Origin of the sequence: Clostridium sp. YIM B02500 (assembly GCF_022324665.1) — a bacterium.
GTDB classification, from domain to species: domain Bacteria; phylum Bacillota; class Clostridia; order Clostridiales; family Clostridiaceae; genus Clostridium; species Clostridium beijerinckii.
In genome coordinates, this window is record NZ_JAKGTE010000015.1 from 40,992 (window position 1) to 55,850 (window position 14,859).

The window sequence follows — 14,859 nt, forward strand, 5'->3', positions numbered from 1 at the left end:
ATAATGGCATTTAAAGGACAACCAGTACCAACAACATTGGAAACTATTGCAGGTTGCAAAATAAGTGATGGTAAATCAGTAAGAGTTGTATCAAGTGAAGCGGTAGAAGACGGTCATTTTTATTTAATAAATAACTTTTTTGGAATGGCGGTTCAATCTGCAGAAGCTGGTGAAGAGGTTATTTTAAGCATTGAACAGGCTGAATATGAAACTGAACAAATAAATACTGAAGAAGCTTTTGCAGTGGGTGCAACCATTTATTATGATAATGAACACAAAAGATTAACTGAAACAGAGGGGACAAACAGAAAGGTAGGAAGAGTTACTGCAGCTAAAGATACCAATAATGTAATCTGGTTCATATTAGGACCACAAGTATAGAAAATCTAAAGGAGTGATTAAAGTATGTCAGTAAAAATTTATAGTGTAGAAACGTTGAAAAGTGCAAGACGTAATCAAAGCATCGAAACTAAGGTTCCATTTATATTAAATGGACAAGAAATTGAAGTAGATAAGAAAATAGTTAATGGAGAGATGGAAACTTTTGAACTTACTAGGCCTATAGGAGAAATGCTTAGAAGTGGAAGTTTAGCTCAATATAAAGATTTAGTAAGAAAGGTTGTTCTTGATGTTGAACTTGGAAGAGAACAGGTACCTTTACTTTACAAACCTATATATGAATTACTATCTGATCCTAACATGCCTAAGGTTATTGATGCTAAATGGGCATTATATGGAACAGTTATATTTTCTGAGCATATGGAAGGTCAAGAAATTAAATTCGGTTCCCTTCAAGCAGAACATGGACCTGTTGCTAGAATTATGACTTATACAGCAGGATTTGAATATACAAAAGAGATGAAGGATTTTAATGATAGTTTTTCAGTTGAACTTTTAAATAAGGCTATGGGAGAAGCATACAATGCATTACTTAATCATATGTATTTATCTCCAATTATAAAGGCTAATTATAAATCTGATAATAAAACATCTTATCAGGGAAAAGCAGAGGATGATGTTTGGGTAAGATACTATAACACTTTTAACAAAGCATTGAGTGATAGTAGAACTAAGAAGAGACCAGGAACAATATTATTAGCTTCAAGTATGGATAAAGATAATATAGAAATGGCTCTTAAAGGCGGATATCAAATTAATGGAACTACTTATCCAGCAGTTAGTGGTATTGATTCAATAATTTATTACGACGGTTGGGAAATAACAGTTGGAAAGAAAGACTATTCATATCCAGGAGTAGAACAAGGAAAAGCTTATTTAATAAGACCAAGAAGAGGATTTAAGGAATTATTAAAGAAAGATCTTGAAATTGAAGCTGCGTCTGGCGATCTTTCTAGATTAGTAGAAGAGCAAATAGTTGGATATGCATATAGAGGACTTTACGCAGCAATAGATGAAAATGTTCAAGAAATAACTTTAAAATAATAATTATTTATATAAGGTGGTGGGAATATGACACCTACAGAAGCTACGAGAATTAAATTAAGATTGTTATTAAATGACAAAGATAAAAAGTCATTTACAGATGATGAAATAGACATGCTATTAAATGAAGAAGATTGTGTCTATTGTGCTGCAAGTCAGGGATGGATATTAAAAGCGACTATGTATGAAAATTCAGTAGGAGAGATAACAGAGTATAAAACAGGTGAAGAAAGCTATACAAGTGCTAATATAAAAGACTTAGTAACAGTTGCATATAAAAATGCAGATAGATATAAATCTATGTGCGTAAATCAATGTGGAAGTATTATATTAGGGCTTGATACTGAGGTAAATATATAATTACACCTGAAAGAAGAAAGGCTGATATTTTAAAAAGTATTAGTCTTAATCCTACTGAAATTAAAATTAAGCAGGTAGTTAAAGTTTTAAAGGATGGGTATTTCGACGAAGAAGAAAAAGAATATAATCTTACAGTTAGAATATATCAACAACGAAAAAGCAATATAGAAATATCATCAGGTACTATAGGAACAGCTTATAAATCTAAAAGTTATGGCATGTTGGCAGATTATGAAGCCAATTTAGAAGTTGATCCACAAAATGCTATTGAATTCGATAGTATATATGGTCATATGAAAATGATAGCAGTATATCCACAGATAATTAAAGATGAATTATGCGGTTATCAAGTAGACCTCGAAAGAATAAGGTAAGGAGGTTTTTTATATGGGTTTTAGAGCTATAGATTATATTCAAAGGAAAGCAGCTGGAATGTATGCTCTTTGTGATAACTGGGCTAATATTTTAAGAGATGAAGTAAAAATAAATGCAAAATGGAAAGATAGGACATCTCATGCAAGGCAAGCTATTCATAGCGATGTAGAACCAGGTAATAATGAGTATACGATATATGTTTCTCATGGAGTTCAATATGGAGGATATCTTGAAGAAGGAACACCACCACATATCATAAGACCTAAAAATAAAAAAGCTCTATATTGGAAAGGTGCAGCACATCCAGTAAAGCAGGTTAATCATCCGGGAACCAAAGGGTTCAAAACTATAGAAAATACAATGCTAGCTAATAAAGAAAGAATAAAAAATACTATTATAGATTATTGGAGTGATTAAGTATTAAATGAGAGCAGGAATTAGACAGCATTTAATAGATTCAGTTGCAGATCTTAAAGATTGTTATGAACCTACAGTACCAACTATGGACACATTAAAACCTTATGCAGTAGTACTTCAGGGTTCAGATAATGACAATGGAGAAGTTATTGGGTTTAAAAGAACTATAGAAATATGGCTATATGAAAAGAAAACAACTTTTAAGAATCTAGATGTATTGTCTGAAAAAGTTATTAAAGCATTGCATATGCAAGTGATATCTGATGTAGAAGCAAATGAAACTTTCACATGCAAGTTTGAAGAAGCAATAGGACAAGATGTTATAGATGAAGAATGGAACGCTATAGCTAGAGGATTAAAATTTACTGTAATAGCATTACATGAAGAGGATCAAGTTAATGCGGATCCATGGCTTGATGCTTTAAGTGAGTACACTAAGAAAATCATAGATTATAAAGTGTATTTAAATACATGGAAAAAGGATTTTGAAGTTCCAAGTATTCTATGGAGAGTAAAAGATTCAAGTAAGGAAAGAGAAACTAATGCTGTTATTAAAGAGAATAAAACTTTAATATGCCACATTGCTAGTAATAATAAAAATGAGATTAATAAATTATTAGAGGACATAGAAAATAGGCTTGTTTCTGATTTGAAAATATCTTTAGATTTGGAAGATAGACGCTATTTAACAATAGAAAGTATCAATGAGGATAGAGAAGCTGATATGTTATCTAAAGGTCAATTAACAGTCAAGTTTTTTAGAAGAAAGATGATACCAATTAATGAAAAGCCTTCTATCGATAAGATTCATAGTAGAGGAAATTTAAATAAGGAGTGATATTTGTGGATGATGTCGAAGCGAATGTTTCAGAAGTTGTTGATGAAATCAATAGTATAAATTCAGAATCATATGAAGCTGCAGCAAATGATGAACAAAATCAATCTAAAAAAGAATCTGATAATAAGGAGGAAGCTATAGTGGCGAATCAAACGACAGTAAATGATGAACCAAAATACTCAATGCAAGAATTTATAGATAATAGTGAAGCACTTGGCTACAAGAAAGAAGTAGTTGCAGGTGCTTTATTTAGTTGCAAAAAATCTGAACTTACAAAAACAGAATTTGAAGCAATGGTTAAAGAATTTTTAGGGAAGAAGGTTGAATAATGGCAACAGGTAACTGGGATGAAAAAAATAAGCCAACTATACCGGGGTGGTATAACAGATTTAAGAATAAGGCACAAGAAAGAATTGGGACAGGTATTCATGGTATTTTAGCTATGCCGGTTAAAGCTAACTGGGGGCCTGTTAATACTGTTACAGCTATAACTGTAACATCAACGTCAGAAAACACATTAAAGAAAACATTTGGAGAAGATCCTGATTATACTGCGTATAGATTAGGAAAATTGGCTTTACTTGGGCAGCCTAAAGTAGTTTTATTTTATAGACTTGTAGATGGTTCACAAAAGACTGCTACGTTAACTCTTAAGAATAATGAATCAACACCTGCAGATGCAATTAAACTTGAGACTAAATATCCAACTACAAGAAAATTTAATGTTACGATTAGAAACAATATAGCTGATTCATCTAAGGTAGATTTTATATTATATGAGGGAGCGACTCAATTATTTTCTATGAGTGCTATAAGTGGAGCTATAGATGAAATAATTACTGCTATTAATTCAAACATAGAAAATGAATACCTTATTGCGACTAAAGTTTCAGGAGCTACAGGAACAATAGGTAATGTAGCAAATCAAGCTTTAACAGGTGGAAATGATGGTACTGCTGGAATAACAAATGAACACTATTTAGACGCAATGAGCGCGTTTGAGGGGTATGGTATGGATGGATTCACATTAGATGGAACTTCAGATCAGTCACTTCAAGCAAGTGTAAAGGCTTGGGTAATTAAAAATAAAGAAGAAGGAACAAATATACTTGCTTTTGTAGGTGGACCGCAAAACAATTATTCATTAGAACAGGCAAATAGCAGATCAAAAGAATTTAATCATGAAGATATAGTCAATGTTTTTGCTACAAGTGCTACTTATGATGGGGATACATATACAAGTTCAGAGGTGGCAGTTTATATAGCAGCATTAGCAACAGCAGCTGGATTAAAAGACAGTATATGTAATGCAGTTACTATCTTTGATGATATACAACCTAGACTTAATAAAACGGATACTGCAGCAGCACTAGCAGCAGGAACGTTAGTACTATCAAAAGATGCTGATGATGTTATTGTAGTTGACGATGTTAATACCTTTAAGAATTATACAGATGATAAGACAGAGGTATTTGGAAGTATAAGGGCAATAAAGTTTATGAATGCTGTAGATGGTGATACATCACTTAAGAGAAAAGATTTCGTAGGAAAAGTTACTAATGATGATACAGGTAGAACATTAATAATCATAGCTTTAAAGCAATACTTTGAGACTTTAGTTGCAGCAGGTGTAATTAAAGATGATTTTACGGTTGAGATTGATACGGAATTACAAGCAAATGCCAAGTCAGATGAATTCTTTTGGAAATGGGATGCTCATTATCTTGATGTTATTAAGAAAGTTTATGGAACTGGAAATGTTACAAAATAGGAAAGGCAAGGTGATATAAATGAATGATGTATTAGATGCGAGCAGAGTTTGTTCAGGAACTTATGGCAAAATTTATCTTGATGGTAAATGGCATAATAACGTTAGTGAATGTACTGCTGATGTTGAAACAGATATGAAATCAATTATTACATGCGGAAGTGAATGGGAAGATAACAAAGCTGGAGCTAAAAAAGGTTCAGGAACTATAAAAGGCTATAAAGTTACATCAGATATGATTAAGCAAGGATTTAAGAAGTTTGAATTACTTGCAGAGCTAGACGATCCAGAAGCTTATGGGGCTGAAAGAATTAGATTAAAGAATTGTAAGGCTACAAAGTTAAGCTTAGTAAATTTTAAAGCAGGAGATATATGTGAGGAGGAAACCCCCTTTGTGTTCTCTGGTTATGAATTAGTAGATCCAATAGAAGCTGAATAAAATATAAGGCCAAGCAAGGGGCATTGTACCTTGCAATTATTATACATTTAATTTTTAGGAGGAATTTTATTATGAAGAAAAATGAAAAAGACGAAGTATTAGCAATGAAAGAAGAGGATATATTAGCAAAACTACTTGAGACACATGACGTTCCTAAAGCTAATATTCAAGTACCAAGACTAGGAATAGCAATTGACTTAAAAGGACTAACTGAAAAAGAAATTAGCGGAATGAGAGAAGAATGCACAACTAGAAAAAAAATAAATGGAAAAATTGAAACAAAATTAAATAATGCTGATTTTGATGCAGCACTTATTATAGGGGCTACAACTAATTTTAATTGGAATAATCCAAAGTTAATAGAACCACTTAAACTTAGTGATGGTAAAGCATATATAAGAAAAAAACTTTTAGCAGGTGAAATATCATTCTTAGCAAATAAAGTGTTGGAGCTAAGTGGATTTAATGATGAATTAGAGGAAAAAGAAGATATAAAAAACTAATAAGTTGGGGTGGAGATATAACTGCACTGTATAATTTATTCTCAATGCATAATATCTGCCCTGACGAGTTTTATGGTGTAGAAAGAAATGATATGGCTAGGAGATTAATCTTAGCTTTTTCTTCGTATGAGGTAGAGCAAAACAATAAAAGAGCTACCTCAAAAGCTGGGAGGTGATAATTCTGGCTAATAAAGAAGTATACAGGCTTGATATAAAAGTCGGAGTTTCAGGAGATTCGGAATCAAAAAGTAAACTTACTGCAGTAGAAAAAATGACTCAGCAGATACAAAAGAAAACAAAAGCATTAAGTAAAATAACTGCAAATGCCACTGCAAAGCTTAAGGATGAAGCTTCAAGTAAGATAGAAAAATTAGATTCTAAGGTTAACAAATTAAAAAGCACTAGTATGACTTTGACAGCAAAAATGAAAGATGAAGCCTCAGCAACAGTAGAAAAGATACAAAGCAAAACAAAAAAGGTAAAAGAGGCAAATGTAGTAGTTAAAGCTAAAGATGAAGCAAGTAAAGTTATAACCGGAATTGAGAATAAAATAAATGGATGGATTAAGACAGGAGCTAAAAAGGTAATATCTATTGGAACTGCAGGTGTAATAGCCGCAGGGGGAATAGGCCTTGGCACATCGATAAAAACATACTCAGAATATGAAAAGGGATTATCTAATGTTAAGGCCGTTACTAATGCTACAGATAGCCAAATGAAACAGTTAGATGCTGCAGCTAAGAAGTTTGGTTCTACAACTGCATGGAGTGCTAGACATGTAACAGAAGCTGAAGAATTATTAGGGCAGGCTGGATTTAGTGTTAATGAAACAATAAGTGCATTACCAGGTCTATTAAATCTTGCAAGTGCTGGAGATCTTGACTTAGCATCAGCTACAGATATTGCAAGTGGTACCTTAAAAGCATTTAATATAAGTGCAAGTGAATCTGGTCATGTCGCTGATGTGTTGGCATTAAGTGCAAGTGCGACCAACTCAGATGTATCTGATTTGGGAGATTCACTAAAATATGTAGCTCCAGTATCACAAGCGTTAGGAATAAGTCTTGAAGATACTGCAGCAGCTGTTGGATTGCTTTCTAATAGTAACATAAAAGGAAGTCAGTCGGGAACTGTCTTAAGGCAGACTATGGCAAGACTTGCTAGCCCAACTACTGAAGCATCGAAACTTATGCAAAAGTATGGAATTAACGCTTTTGATAGCGCTGGTAATATGAAGCCTTTAAGTGGAGTTGTAGACAACTTAAATAGTTCGTTAGGAAAGTTAACAAGTCAAAAGAGAGCTGATGTAATTAGTACAATATTTGGTACAGAGTCTATGTCTGGAGTACTTGCATTAATGAATCAGGGAGGAAAAAGTGTTAGTGAATTAAGCCAGCAGCTTAAAGATGCTAATGGAGCTGCACAAAAGATGTCAGATACTAAACTTGATAACTTGCAGGGACAATGGATTAAGCTTAAAGCAGCAGTTGAACATATGCAAATTACTTTAGGTGAGAAATTAGCACCATATGCTAAGCAATTTGTAACATGGTTAACAGGAAAAATGCCAGCACTTACAGATAAGATTGTTGAAATGGTCGATTATGTAAGTAAACATACTGAAGAAATTAAATCACTAGCAGAAATAGTAATAGGGTTAGGTGCTGCATTTACAGCTTTGAGCGTAGCTGGGAAAATAGGTAATACAATTTCAGGAATTAGTAGTCTAGTAGGAATAGTTAAAGGAGCTAAGACATCCACAGAAATAGCTGAAGTAGCAGGAGAAATTTCAAAATTAGGTATAGTAGGTAGATTGTTACCTGCAATATTTACTCCAGCAGGTCTTGCAATAGCTGCATCAGTTGCGCTTATTGGAACGGCCGTAGTGGCAGAAAATGATCTTATGAAGAAGAGTGTTACAACCACTACAGAAGAATTAGGACCTATGGAAAAAGTGATGAATGCATTAAATGGCCATATAAATAAGTCAAAGAAAGAGATGATTGATGCAGGTCTTATTTATGATGATTTTGGAGAAGGCATTTCAGATAGTTTCAAAAAAGGTGCTCAAGATGCATCAAAGAGTTTATTAGGAATAGAAATGGATGTAAAAAGGTTGACTCTAGATGATGAATTTACTGAAGGCGATAATAATCGATTCAAGAATTTGGTAAATAATTATGCTTATGATGCTGTTAATGCTATAAAGCAAAAACAATCTGATATAACAAGTGAATTTCAAAAAACGTTTAGTCTAGATGGAACGGTCAGTGATGCTGAAAAAGGTGTTATGAGCTATTTAGGTGGTTATTTCGAAGAGGGAGTTAACAAAGAACTTAAAATTAGAGATGAAATTTATAAAATAGGAGATAAAGCGATTCAAGACCATGGAGAGATATTAGATGCTGACATGGAAAAAGTGAAATTAAAATTAGCTGAATTACAATCGGTAAAACTTGAATATGCAAATGCTGAAAATGCAGGAGAACAGGCTTATGCAAAAAGTAAATTTGCGAGTAAAGCAGAGAGAGTAACTGGAATTGATAGCGCAGCAGAGTTGATTAAGGAAAGGGCAAAGGAACATCAAGATTCCATAGATGAAACAAAAGCTAAATATGATAAAACAATTGCAACAGCCCAATACCATTTAAACAATGATAAAAACCTATCTGATACTGATAAAACAAATTTTCAGAAAGCAATAGATGAAAATAAAGCAGCTAGAGATGAAGCACTGAAACAAGCAGAAGACGCATGGAAATCCGATTTAGAAACACTATATAATGCTTATCCAAAAGCAAGAGGAATGATTAATGAAGATACAGGTTCAAAATTTAATGGTGGAGAAATAGAATCTCAAAATAAAATGGATAAAATTATAAATTCGCATTCTGGTTTAGCAGATATTACTAAAAGTGGGGTTTATGCTTTAAAAAATGATACAACTAAGAATTTAGAAACTCTTTATGTAAGTGTTGATGAAACAACGGGGAAGATAAAGGGTGTATTAAATGGAGCTAACGGAGATATTGGAGCATATTCTGATGAACAAAAAGAGAAATTACTTTCATTGCAAAATGAATATAGTAATACAGGTTCAGTTGTACAACAATTGGCTAACGATCATGCTATGCTTAATACTAACACTGATCAAGTTATAAATAGTGCAGGTGCTCTAATTGGTGAATTACAAAATATCCAAACTGCAGAAGATGGTACAGTGACAGGGATATTAGATTTAAATGGTACGCCAGTTCAAATAACGAGCAATGCTGATGGAGTAATAACTAGGTTGGATCAAGTTACAAGCTCTGTTAATTCGATACCAAATTCTAAAACAATAACAATTGATACTGTAATATCAGGTGTAGCAACTAATCTTGGTCAAGGCTTAGGGAGTGGTGCAGTAAATAGTGTGGTAAATGCAGCATCAGAAGTTATAAAGAATATACCACAACATTATAATGGGACAGATAATGCAGAATCTGGAATAAATTCAGTTGGGGAACGTGGAATGGAACTAGTATTAGGAAGAAGGTTCTATAATTTCAAAGGTGGAGAAAAAGTTTTAAATAATACTCAAACTGTCAATTTATTAAAAGCTGGAAATAAACAAGATAATGAACCATTCCAAGTTAAGCAAGGACAATATAAGTTAGCTCAACCACAACAAGTACAAGTTGTTGGCGGAAATGGGAATTCTATTCAAGTTGATGTACAAGTTAATGGTGGAAATCAAGATGTTGAAAAATTAATTGTAGAAGTAACTTATGAAGTGGGGAGAAAGCTTAAAGAAGCTTTTAAAAATATTAAAAAATAGATGATTTTATGGTATACTTTGGTATAAAAGGGAGGGGTATGATGACAAAAAATAAAAGAATTATATTAGTTGCAGTAATCCTGCTACTGGTAGTAATTGGAATAGTGTTTAATCAGAACTGTAAAAAAATTGAGGGATATAATGGACAAAAAGCATATGAAGATCTAAGTTATGTAGAAAAAACTGTTGCTAAAGTAAAAGGGTATACTATTTATACGAGACAAGAATTAAGGGATAATGAAGCATCAAAAATAGTTGGCATTTTGAAAAAAATAGGAGATTTGAATAAACTATATGATATAAATAACAAGAATATAATTGATGAGGAGCTCGCTCGATATGATAAAGTATTAGAAGAACTGCATAAAGAAAATTCTTCCGGTAAAATATATGATGACAGTTTGAAAACTATTATAGATAACTCTATTGGTGCCGTTGAAAATCGTAGGAATGGATTGGATGCTTTTAAAAACGGAAATTTAAATACTTATTCTGAATTCACAAAAAAATCAGAAGAAAATATCTCAGAAGTAAAGAATGAAATGGAGCGACTTGGATTTACAAAATAATTGAATAAATTGTAGTAAAAAACACTCTTATATGAGTGTTTTTATTTTATAACTAATTTTGGAATGGAGCTGAGATATTGGATGTATATTTAAAGGATGAATCAAAAAATTATACTTTGCAATTTCCTGTTAATCCGCTAGATAAGATATCTAATCCAAAAGAGAAAAAATATATAACAGCAGATATTATAGATTTTGGAGAAGTTGATATTTCTCAAAAGGGAAGCAAAATAAGAGAAATAAGTTTTAATTCATTATTCCCAAAAGAATATGATTCCTATTGTAGATATGTTCCGAATATGATGCCTATTGATTATGTTAATACAATTCAGTTTTGGATAGATGCAGATGTACCAGTTAGGCTTATAATAACGGATTTAAATATAAATGAATTAGTTAATATAAGTAAGTTTGAACCGGAAGTACGAGGCGGAGAAGTAGAGGATATTTACTTTAGTATTACTTTCAGAACTTATAGGGAATTGAAAATTGAAACAGTAAATAATTCTTCAAGTTCTTATTCAGGTGGCCTTCAGGATAATAGGGCAGATAATAATTCGAGTCAATATGTAGATGGAGATGTAGTTAAAGTAACTGCAAGTGCATTGAATGTAAGAGATGGGCCAGGAACTGATAATAATATTATTGGAACTGTTTATAATGGAGAAGAATTGACTATATTTAGACAATACGGCAATTGGGCTGACACATATTTTGGCGATCATGGAGGTTATGTATGCTTAGACTATGTAACAAAGGTGTGATTATATGGAACTTGTTTTGAAAAATAAATATAAAATACAAATATTAAGTGAGTCTGTAACACTTAAAGAAGCTATAGATGGAATAGCTTATACATTAAATATATCTCTCATAGAGACTCAAGAATTAGAAAACATAGGCATTAATAAAGGGGATTCCATAGAGCTTTTTGATAGTGAATTTGATAGTGGATCTTATACTCAAGTTTTTAACGGAATCATTTGGGAGATAAACAAAAATAAGAAATCTAAGAAAATCACATTAACAGGAAAAGAAAGAACTGTTGTTATTGAAGAGTCCGAGGATGAATATTTGTGGAGTGATGGACAGACAGCATCACAAAGGACTAAGATAATTTGTGATGATTGGGGAATACCTATAGGTAATCTTATAGAAACTGGAACTGGATTAGCTAAAGATAAAAGAAAAGAGTCTTTGTATGGAATGATAAAGAAAGACTTAAAAGAGACAGCTCAAAAAGGTGGAGATCTTTATAAATTAAGAATGAATACAAGTTTAGATATAATTAAGCTTGGATCAAATGAAACTATTTATAAATTAGATAATATCATTGAAGAGTTAGAAGAAAAAGACAGCTTAGATGGTGCAGTAACTCAAGTTAAAGTACTTGGAAAAGAAGATACAAAGAAAAAAGGTAGAAAAAGTAAGTCTGATGGTTCTAGTAGTTCAGATGAGAAGGAGCTTGTATTATCTCCGATTATAGGAGTATTTAAAAAAGACACTGAAACTTATGGAACGCTACAAAAAATAGTAGATGATGATAAAGTAGACGATTATGCTAAAGCACAAGCTAAAGCTAATTGTCTTTTTTCGTCTGGTGAATCAAGCAAAACAGTTAATTGCTGTAAAGATATAAATATTCTAAGAAGTGGAGATAAAGTCAGTATTTATGATGAAGAAGTGATTATAACTGATATAACTCATAATTTAGGTTCAGGAGGAAAAATGACTTTAACTGTTATGAAAATTGATGATGTAAGGAGGAAATTCTATAGTGAGTGATAATGATGGAGATGTATTTTATGAGATTAAAAGATTAATGGATAGTAATACAAGCGGAGCTATTGAAGGAGCTATAGAAGGAACTGGTCTTACATTAGGAAGTATAACAGAGACTGGCCTTAAGCTAGACAATTTTAAACATGAATTTACTGATTATATGGTTTTGGATTATTTAAAGATGGAAGGTAACTATGCAACAGAATCAGCAGGTGATCCAAGTCATTCTCATGAAATTAAAACACCTAGTAATCTTACAAGATTAAATATAGGAGATAAGGTTTTAGTTGCTCAGTTTGGAGCAGATAATGTGGTTATAGGAAGGGTGGTTTCAAATGTCTAATTTATTTCCAAGTGGAAGTTTACAATCCACCGACTTAGGGAATAACCCCTTAACCACTAAATTTAAAGGATCATATGCAATTAATTTTGAAACTGGAGAGTTTATAAAAAATCCAGATGGAACTATAAAAATATTAGATGAATTTGAAGCTTATATTCAATGGTGTCAAAAGGCTATGATTACTGCTAGATACAAGTACAGAGCCTACTCTAATAGATATGGGAGAGATATTATAGGCTCAAGCTTGGATGAAAAGGCAATGGAATTAGAAATAAAGAGAGTTACTCAAGAAGCATTAATGGTGCATCCTATGACAAGCAGTGTAGATAATTTTTCCTTTGAGTGGGGAAATGGTGAAGTTTACTACGAGTATGAAGTAAAGTCTATACAAGGACAAACACAAGTGCTTAATAGTAAAGAAAAAGTGGGGTGATTAGATGGCCAGTGAATTAGCTATCCCGGATTTTCTAAATGAAAGTGCTAATGATATTCACGCTAGGATGTTAGCAAAGGCACCAGATAATATTTCAACAATAGAGGGAGATATTTATTGGGATGCTACAAGGCCTAGTGCAGAAGAAAAAGAAAGATTATTAAAGATCCAATTGCAAAATATATTAAAAATGGCGCACACTCAAACTGCTACAGGTAAATATTTAGAATACTTAGGTGAATGCAAGGGATTATATAAGAATATTCCAACAAGATCTATAGGTAATATACAAGTGACAGGGATACAAGGAACTACAATTCTAAAAAGCAAGATAGTTGGTACGCCTTCAAGTGATGAAAAAGAATCAATTCAATTTGAAGTGGTGGAAAATGTAACAATGGATAGTACAGGAGTAGCTACAGTACCAGTAAAATGTTTAACCGCAGGATCTATTGGAAATGTAGAACCAAATACCATAACAATATTATTTTCTAGCATTGATGGAGTCAAATATATAACTAATTTAGAAAAATTCTCAGGTGGAACTGACATAGAGGACGAAGAGCATTTTAGAGAGAGAATTATAGCAGCTGAGCAAGAGGATCAATTAAGCGGAGCTGATAGTGATTATGAAAGATGGGCATTAGAAGTAGATGGTGTTGGATCTGCATATGTAATCGAAGAGTGGAATGGTCCAGGTACTGTTAAGGTTTTGATATTAGATAAGAATGGTGATGCAGCTACAGATGAGCTTATTAATGCTGTAAAGAACTATATTTATCCAGATAAACTTCCGGGTAAAAATAGAGGCGGAAAAGCTCCCATTGGTGCAACTGTAACTATAGCTACACCTTCAACATTAAAAATTAACGTAAGTGCTAAATTTATATTTACAGAAGGATTTGATTCAACATCTATTTTTAGTGCATTGAAAAATAAGATTAGTGATTATTTGAAGAAGATTAAAATTAATGGAATTGTTAATTATAATGCAATTCATACCATTATAGGATCTTATATTTTATTAGAAGAGGGCATTGAAGATTTTGATAACTTAACAGTAAATAACGGGATATTAAATATTCAGCTTTCAGACCAAGTTCCAGTAATGGGAGAGGTGATTAATGTAACATGATTAATATAGATTCAAAAAAGGGACAAGAAATGTTAAATTCTGTATCACCTATATATGATCAAAATGTAATAATGAAAGGGATTTTTGAGGCTATAGGAAGTGAAGCTGATAGCTCAAGTGATTTAGCAGATGATTTATTACTACAATTTTTTCCGCAAACTGCTACATGGGGATTAGATATATGGGAGCAAAGGCTAAACATTACTACTAATCACAATGAAGAAATAACAACAAGAAGAGCTAAAATACTAACTAAATTACAAAGTAAAACTATTATCAATCCAGAAAAAATGGCTTATATGTTAAAAAACTTTGTGTCAGCGGATATAAACATAAAAGAAAATATAGCACCATATACATTCAAAGTTGAATTGCTGAGCCACACAGGATTTCCAAACGATTTGAAGGATTTATATAATACTGTAAAGAGAATAAAACCATCTCATTTAGCAGTTGAATATAATTTAATATCTATTCTTCAATCGGATATATATTATCACCTAGTTACATTGACAGGAGAAAGTATTGAAGTGTATCCTTGGGCACCGAAAGATATTGAGTCAAAAGGTAAATTTGAAATAGGAATAATTCAAAGTTCAGGGGCAGAATGTATTACAACATATCCTAAATAAGG

19 protein-coding genes are annotated in these 14,859 nt (G+C 32.3%); all 19 read left to right on the forward strand.

Annotated elements, in window-relative coordinates; translation table 11 throughout:
* Window positions 1-3: 3 nt before the first annotated feature.
* Complete coding sequence (locus L1S46_RS13795; protein ID WP_236894875.1) at window positions 4-381, forward strand: DUF2190 family protein; 378 nt, start codon at window positions 4-6, stop codon at window positions 379-381.
* Between the two features lie 24 nt (window positions 382-405).
* Window positions 406-1,443, forward strand: coding sequence for a hypothetical protein (locus L1S46_RS13800; protein ID WP_236894874.1), 1,038 nt, complete (start codon window positions 406-408; stop codon window positions 1,441-1,443).
* 27 nt (window positions 1,444-1,470) lie between these two features.
* Window positions 1,471-1,803: a hypothetical protein gene (locus L1S46_RS13805; protein ID WP_236894873.1), complete on the forward strand. Its 333-nt coding sequence runs from the start codon at window positions 1,471-1,473 to the stop codon at window positions 1,801-1,803.
* A 218-nt stretch (window positions 1,804-2,021) separates the two neighbouring features.
* Window positions 2,022-2,177: a hypothetical protein gene (locus tag L1S46_RS13810; protein ID WP_207716589.1), complete on the forward strand. Its 156-nt coding sequence runs from the start codon at window positions 2,022-2,024 to the stop codon at window positions 2,175-2,177.
* 13 nt (window positions 2,178-2,190) lie between these two features.
* The gene (locus L1S46_RS13815) at window positions 2,191-2,595 is read left to right on the forward strand and encodes a hypothetical protein (RefSeq protein WP_236894872.1); all 405 of its coding nucleotides are present in this window, start codon (window positions 2,191-2,193) and stop codon (window positions 2,593-2,595) included.
* A gap of 7 nt (window positions 2,596-2,602) precedes the next feature.
* Window positions 2,603-3,433 (forward strand): hypothetical protein, encoded by an 831-nt coding sequence (locus L1S46_RS13820; RefSeq protein WP_236894871.1) that lies wholly within the window; start codon window positions 2,603-2,605, stop codon window positions 3,431-3,433.
* Window positions 3,434-3,438: 5 nt separating this feature from the next.
* On the forward strand, window positions 3,439-3,762 hold the full coding sequence (locus L1S46_RS13825) for a hypothetical protein (RefSeq protein ID WP_236894870.1): 324 nt from the start codon (window positions 3,439-3,441) through the stop codon (window positions 3,760-3,762).
* Complete coding sequence (locus L1S46_RS13830; RefSeq protein ID WP_236894869.1) at window positions 3,762-5,204, forward strand: phage tail sheath family protein; 1,443 nt, start codon at window positions 3,762-3,764, stop codon at window positions 5,202-5,204. The genes L1S46_RS13825 and L1S46_RS13830 overlap by 1 nt, the downstream gene beginning before the upstream one ends.
* Before the next feature lie 19 nt (window positions 5,205-5,223).
* Window positions 5,224-5,640: a phage tail tube protein gene (locus L1S46_RS13835; protein WP_236894867.1), complete on the forward strand. Its 417-nt coding sequence runs from the start codon at window positions 5,224-5,226 to the stop codon at window positions 5,638-5,640.
* Window positions 5,641-5,711: 71 nt separating this feature from the next.
* Window positions 5,712-6,143, forward strand: coding sequence for a hypothetical protein (locus L1S46_RS13840; protein WP_236894865.1), 432 nt, complete (start codon window positions 5,712-5,714; stop codon window positions 6,141-6,143).
* 44 nt (window positions 6,144-6,187) lie between these two features.
* Complete coding sequence (locus L1S46_RS26355; RefSeq protein WP_085953358.1) at window positions 6,188-6,319, forward strand: hypothetical protein; 132 nt, start codon at window positions 6,188-6,190, stop codon at window positions 6,317-6,319.
* Window positions 6,316-9,963: a phage tail tape measure protein gene (locus L1S46_RS13845; RefSeq protein WP_236894863.1), complete on the forward strand. Its 3,648-nt coding sequence runs from the start codon at window positions 6,316-6,318 to the stop codon at window positions 9,961-9,963. Before L1S46_RS26355 ends, L1S46_RS13845 begins: the two co-directional genes overlap by 4 nt.
* 41 nt (window positions 9,964-10,004) lie before the next feature.
* The gene (locus tag L1S46_RS13850; RefSeq protein WP_236894861.1) at window positions 10,005-10,532 is read left to right on the forward strand and encodes a hypothetical protein; all 528 of its coding nucleotides are present in this window, start codon (window positions 10,005-10,007) and stop codon (window positions 10,530-10,532) included.
* A 77-nt stretch (window positions 10,533-10,609) separates the two neighbouring features.
* Window positions 10,610-11,296, forward strand: a complete 687-nt coding sequence (locus L1S46_RS13855) for an SH3 domain-containing protein (protein ID WP_236894859.1) — start codon at window positions 10,610-10,612, stop codon at window positions 11,294-11,296.
* Between the two features lie 4 nt (window positions 11,297-11,300).
* On the forward strand, window positions 11,301-12,317 hold the full coding sequence (locus L1S46_RS13860; protein WP_236894857.1) for an XkdQ: 1,017 nt from the start codon (window positions 11,301-11,303) through the stop codon (window positions 12,315-12,317).
* Window positions 12,310-12,657, forward strand: a complete 348-nt coding sequence (locus L1S46_RS13865; protein WP_236894855.1) for a hypothetical protein — start codon at window positions 12,310-12,312, stop codon at window positions 12,655-12,657. Before L1S46_RS13860 ends, L1S46_RS13865 begins: the two co-directional genes overlap by 8 nt.
* Window positions 12,650-13,090 carry a DUF2634 domain-containing protein gene (locus L1S46_RS13870; RefSeq protein ID WP_236894854.1) on the forward strand — a complete coding sequence of 147 codons (441 nt, stop codon included), beginning with the start codon at window positions 12,650-12,652 and terminating at the stop codon, window positions 13,088-13,090. The genes L1S46_RS13865 and L1S46_RS13870 overlap by 8 nt, the downstream gene beginning before the upstream one ends.
* Window positions 13,091-13,094: 4 nt before the next feature.
* Window positions 13,095-14,225 carry a baseplate J/gp47 family protein gene (locus L1S46_RS13875; RefSeq protein WP_236894853.1) on the forward strand — a complete coding sequence of 377 codons (1,131 nt, stop codon included), beginning with the start codon at window positions 13,095-13,097 and terminating at the stop codon, window positions 14,223-14,225.
* Complete coding sequence (locus L1S46_RS13880; protein WP_236894852.1) at window positions 14,222-14,857, forward strand: putative phage tail protein; 636 nt, start codon at window positions 14,222-14,224, stop codon at window positions 14,855-14,857. Before L1S46_RS13875 ends, L1S46_RS13880 begins: the two co-directional genes overlap by 4 nt.
* Window positions 14,858-14,859: the final 2 nt, after the last annotated feature.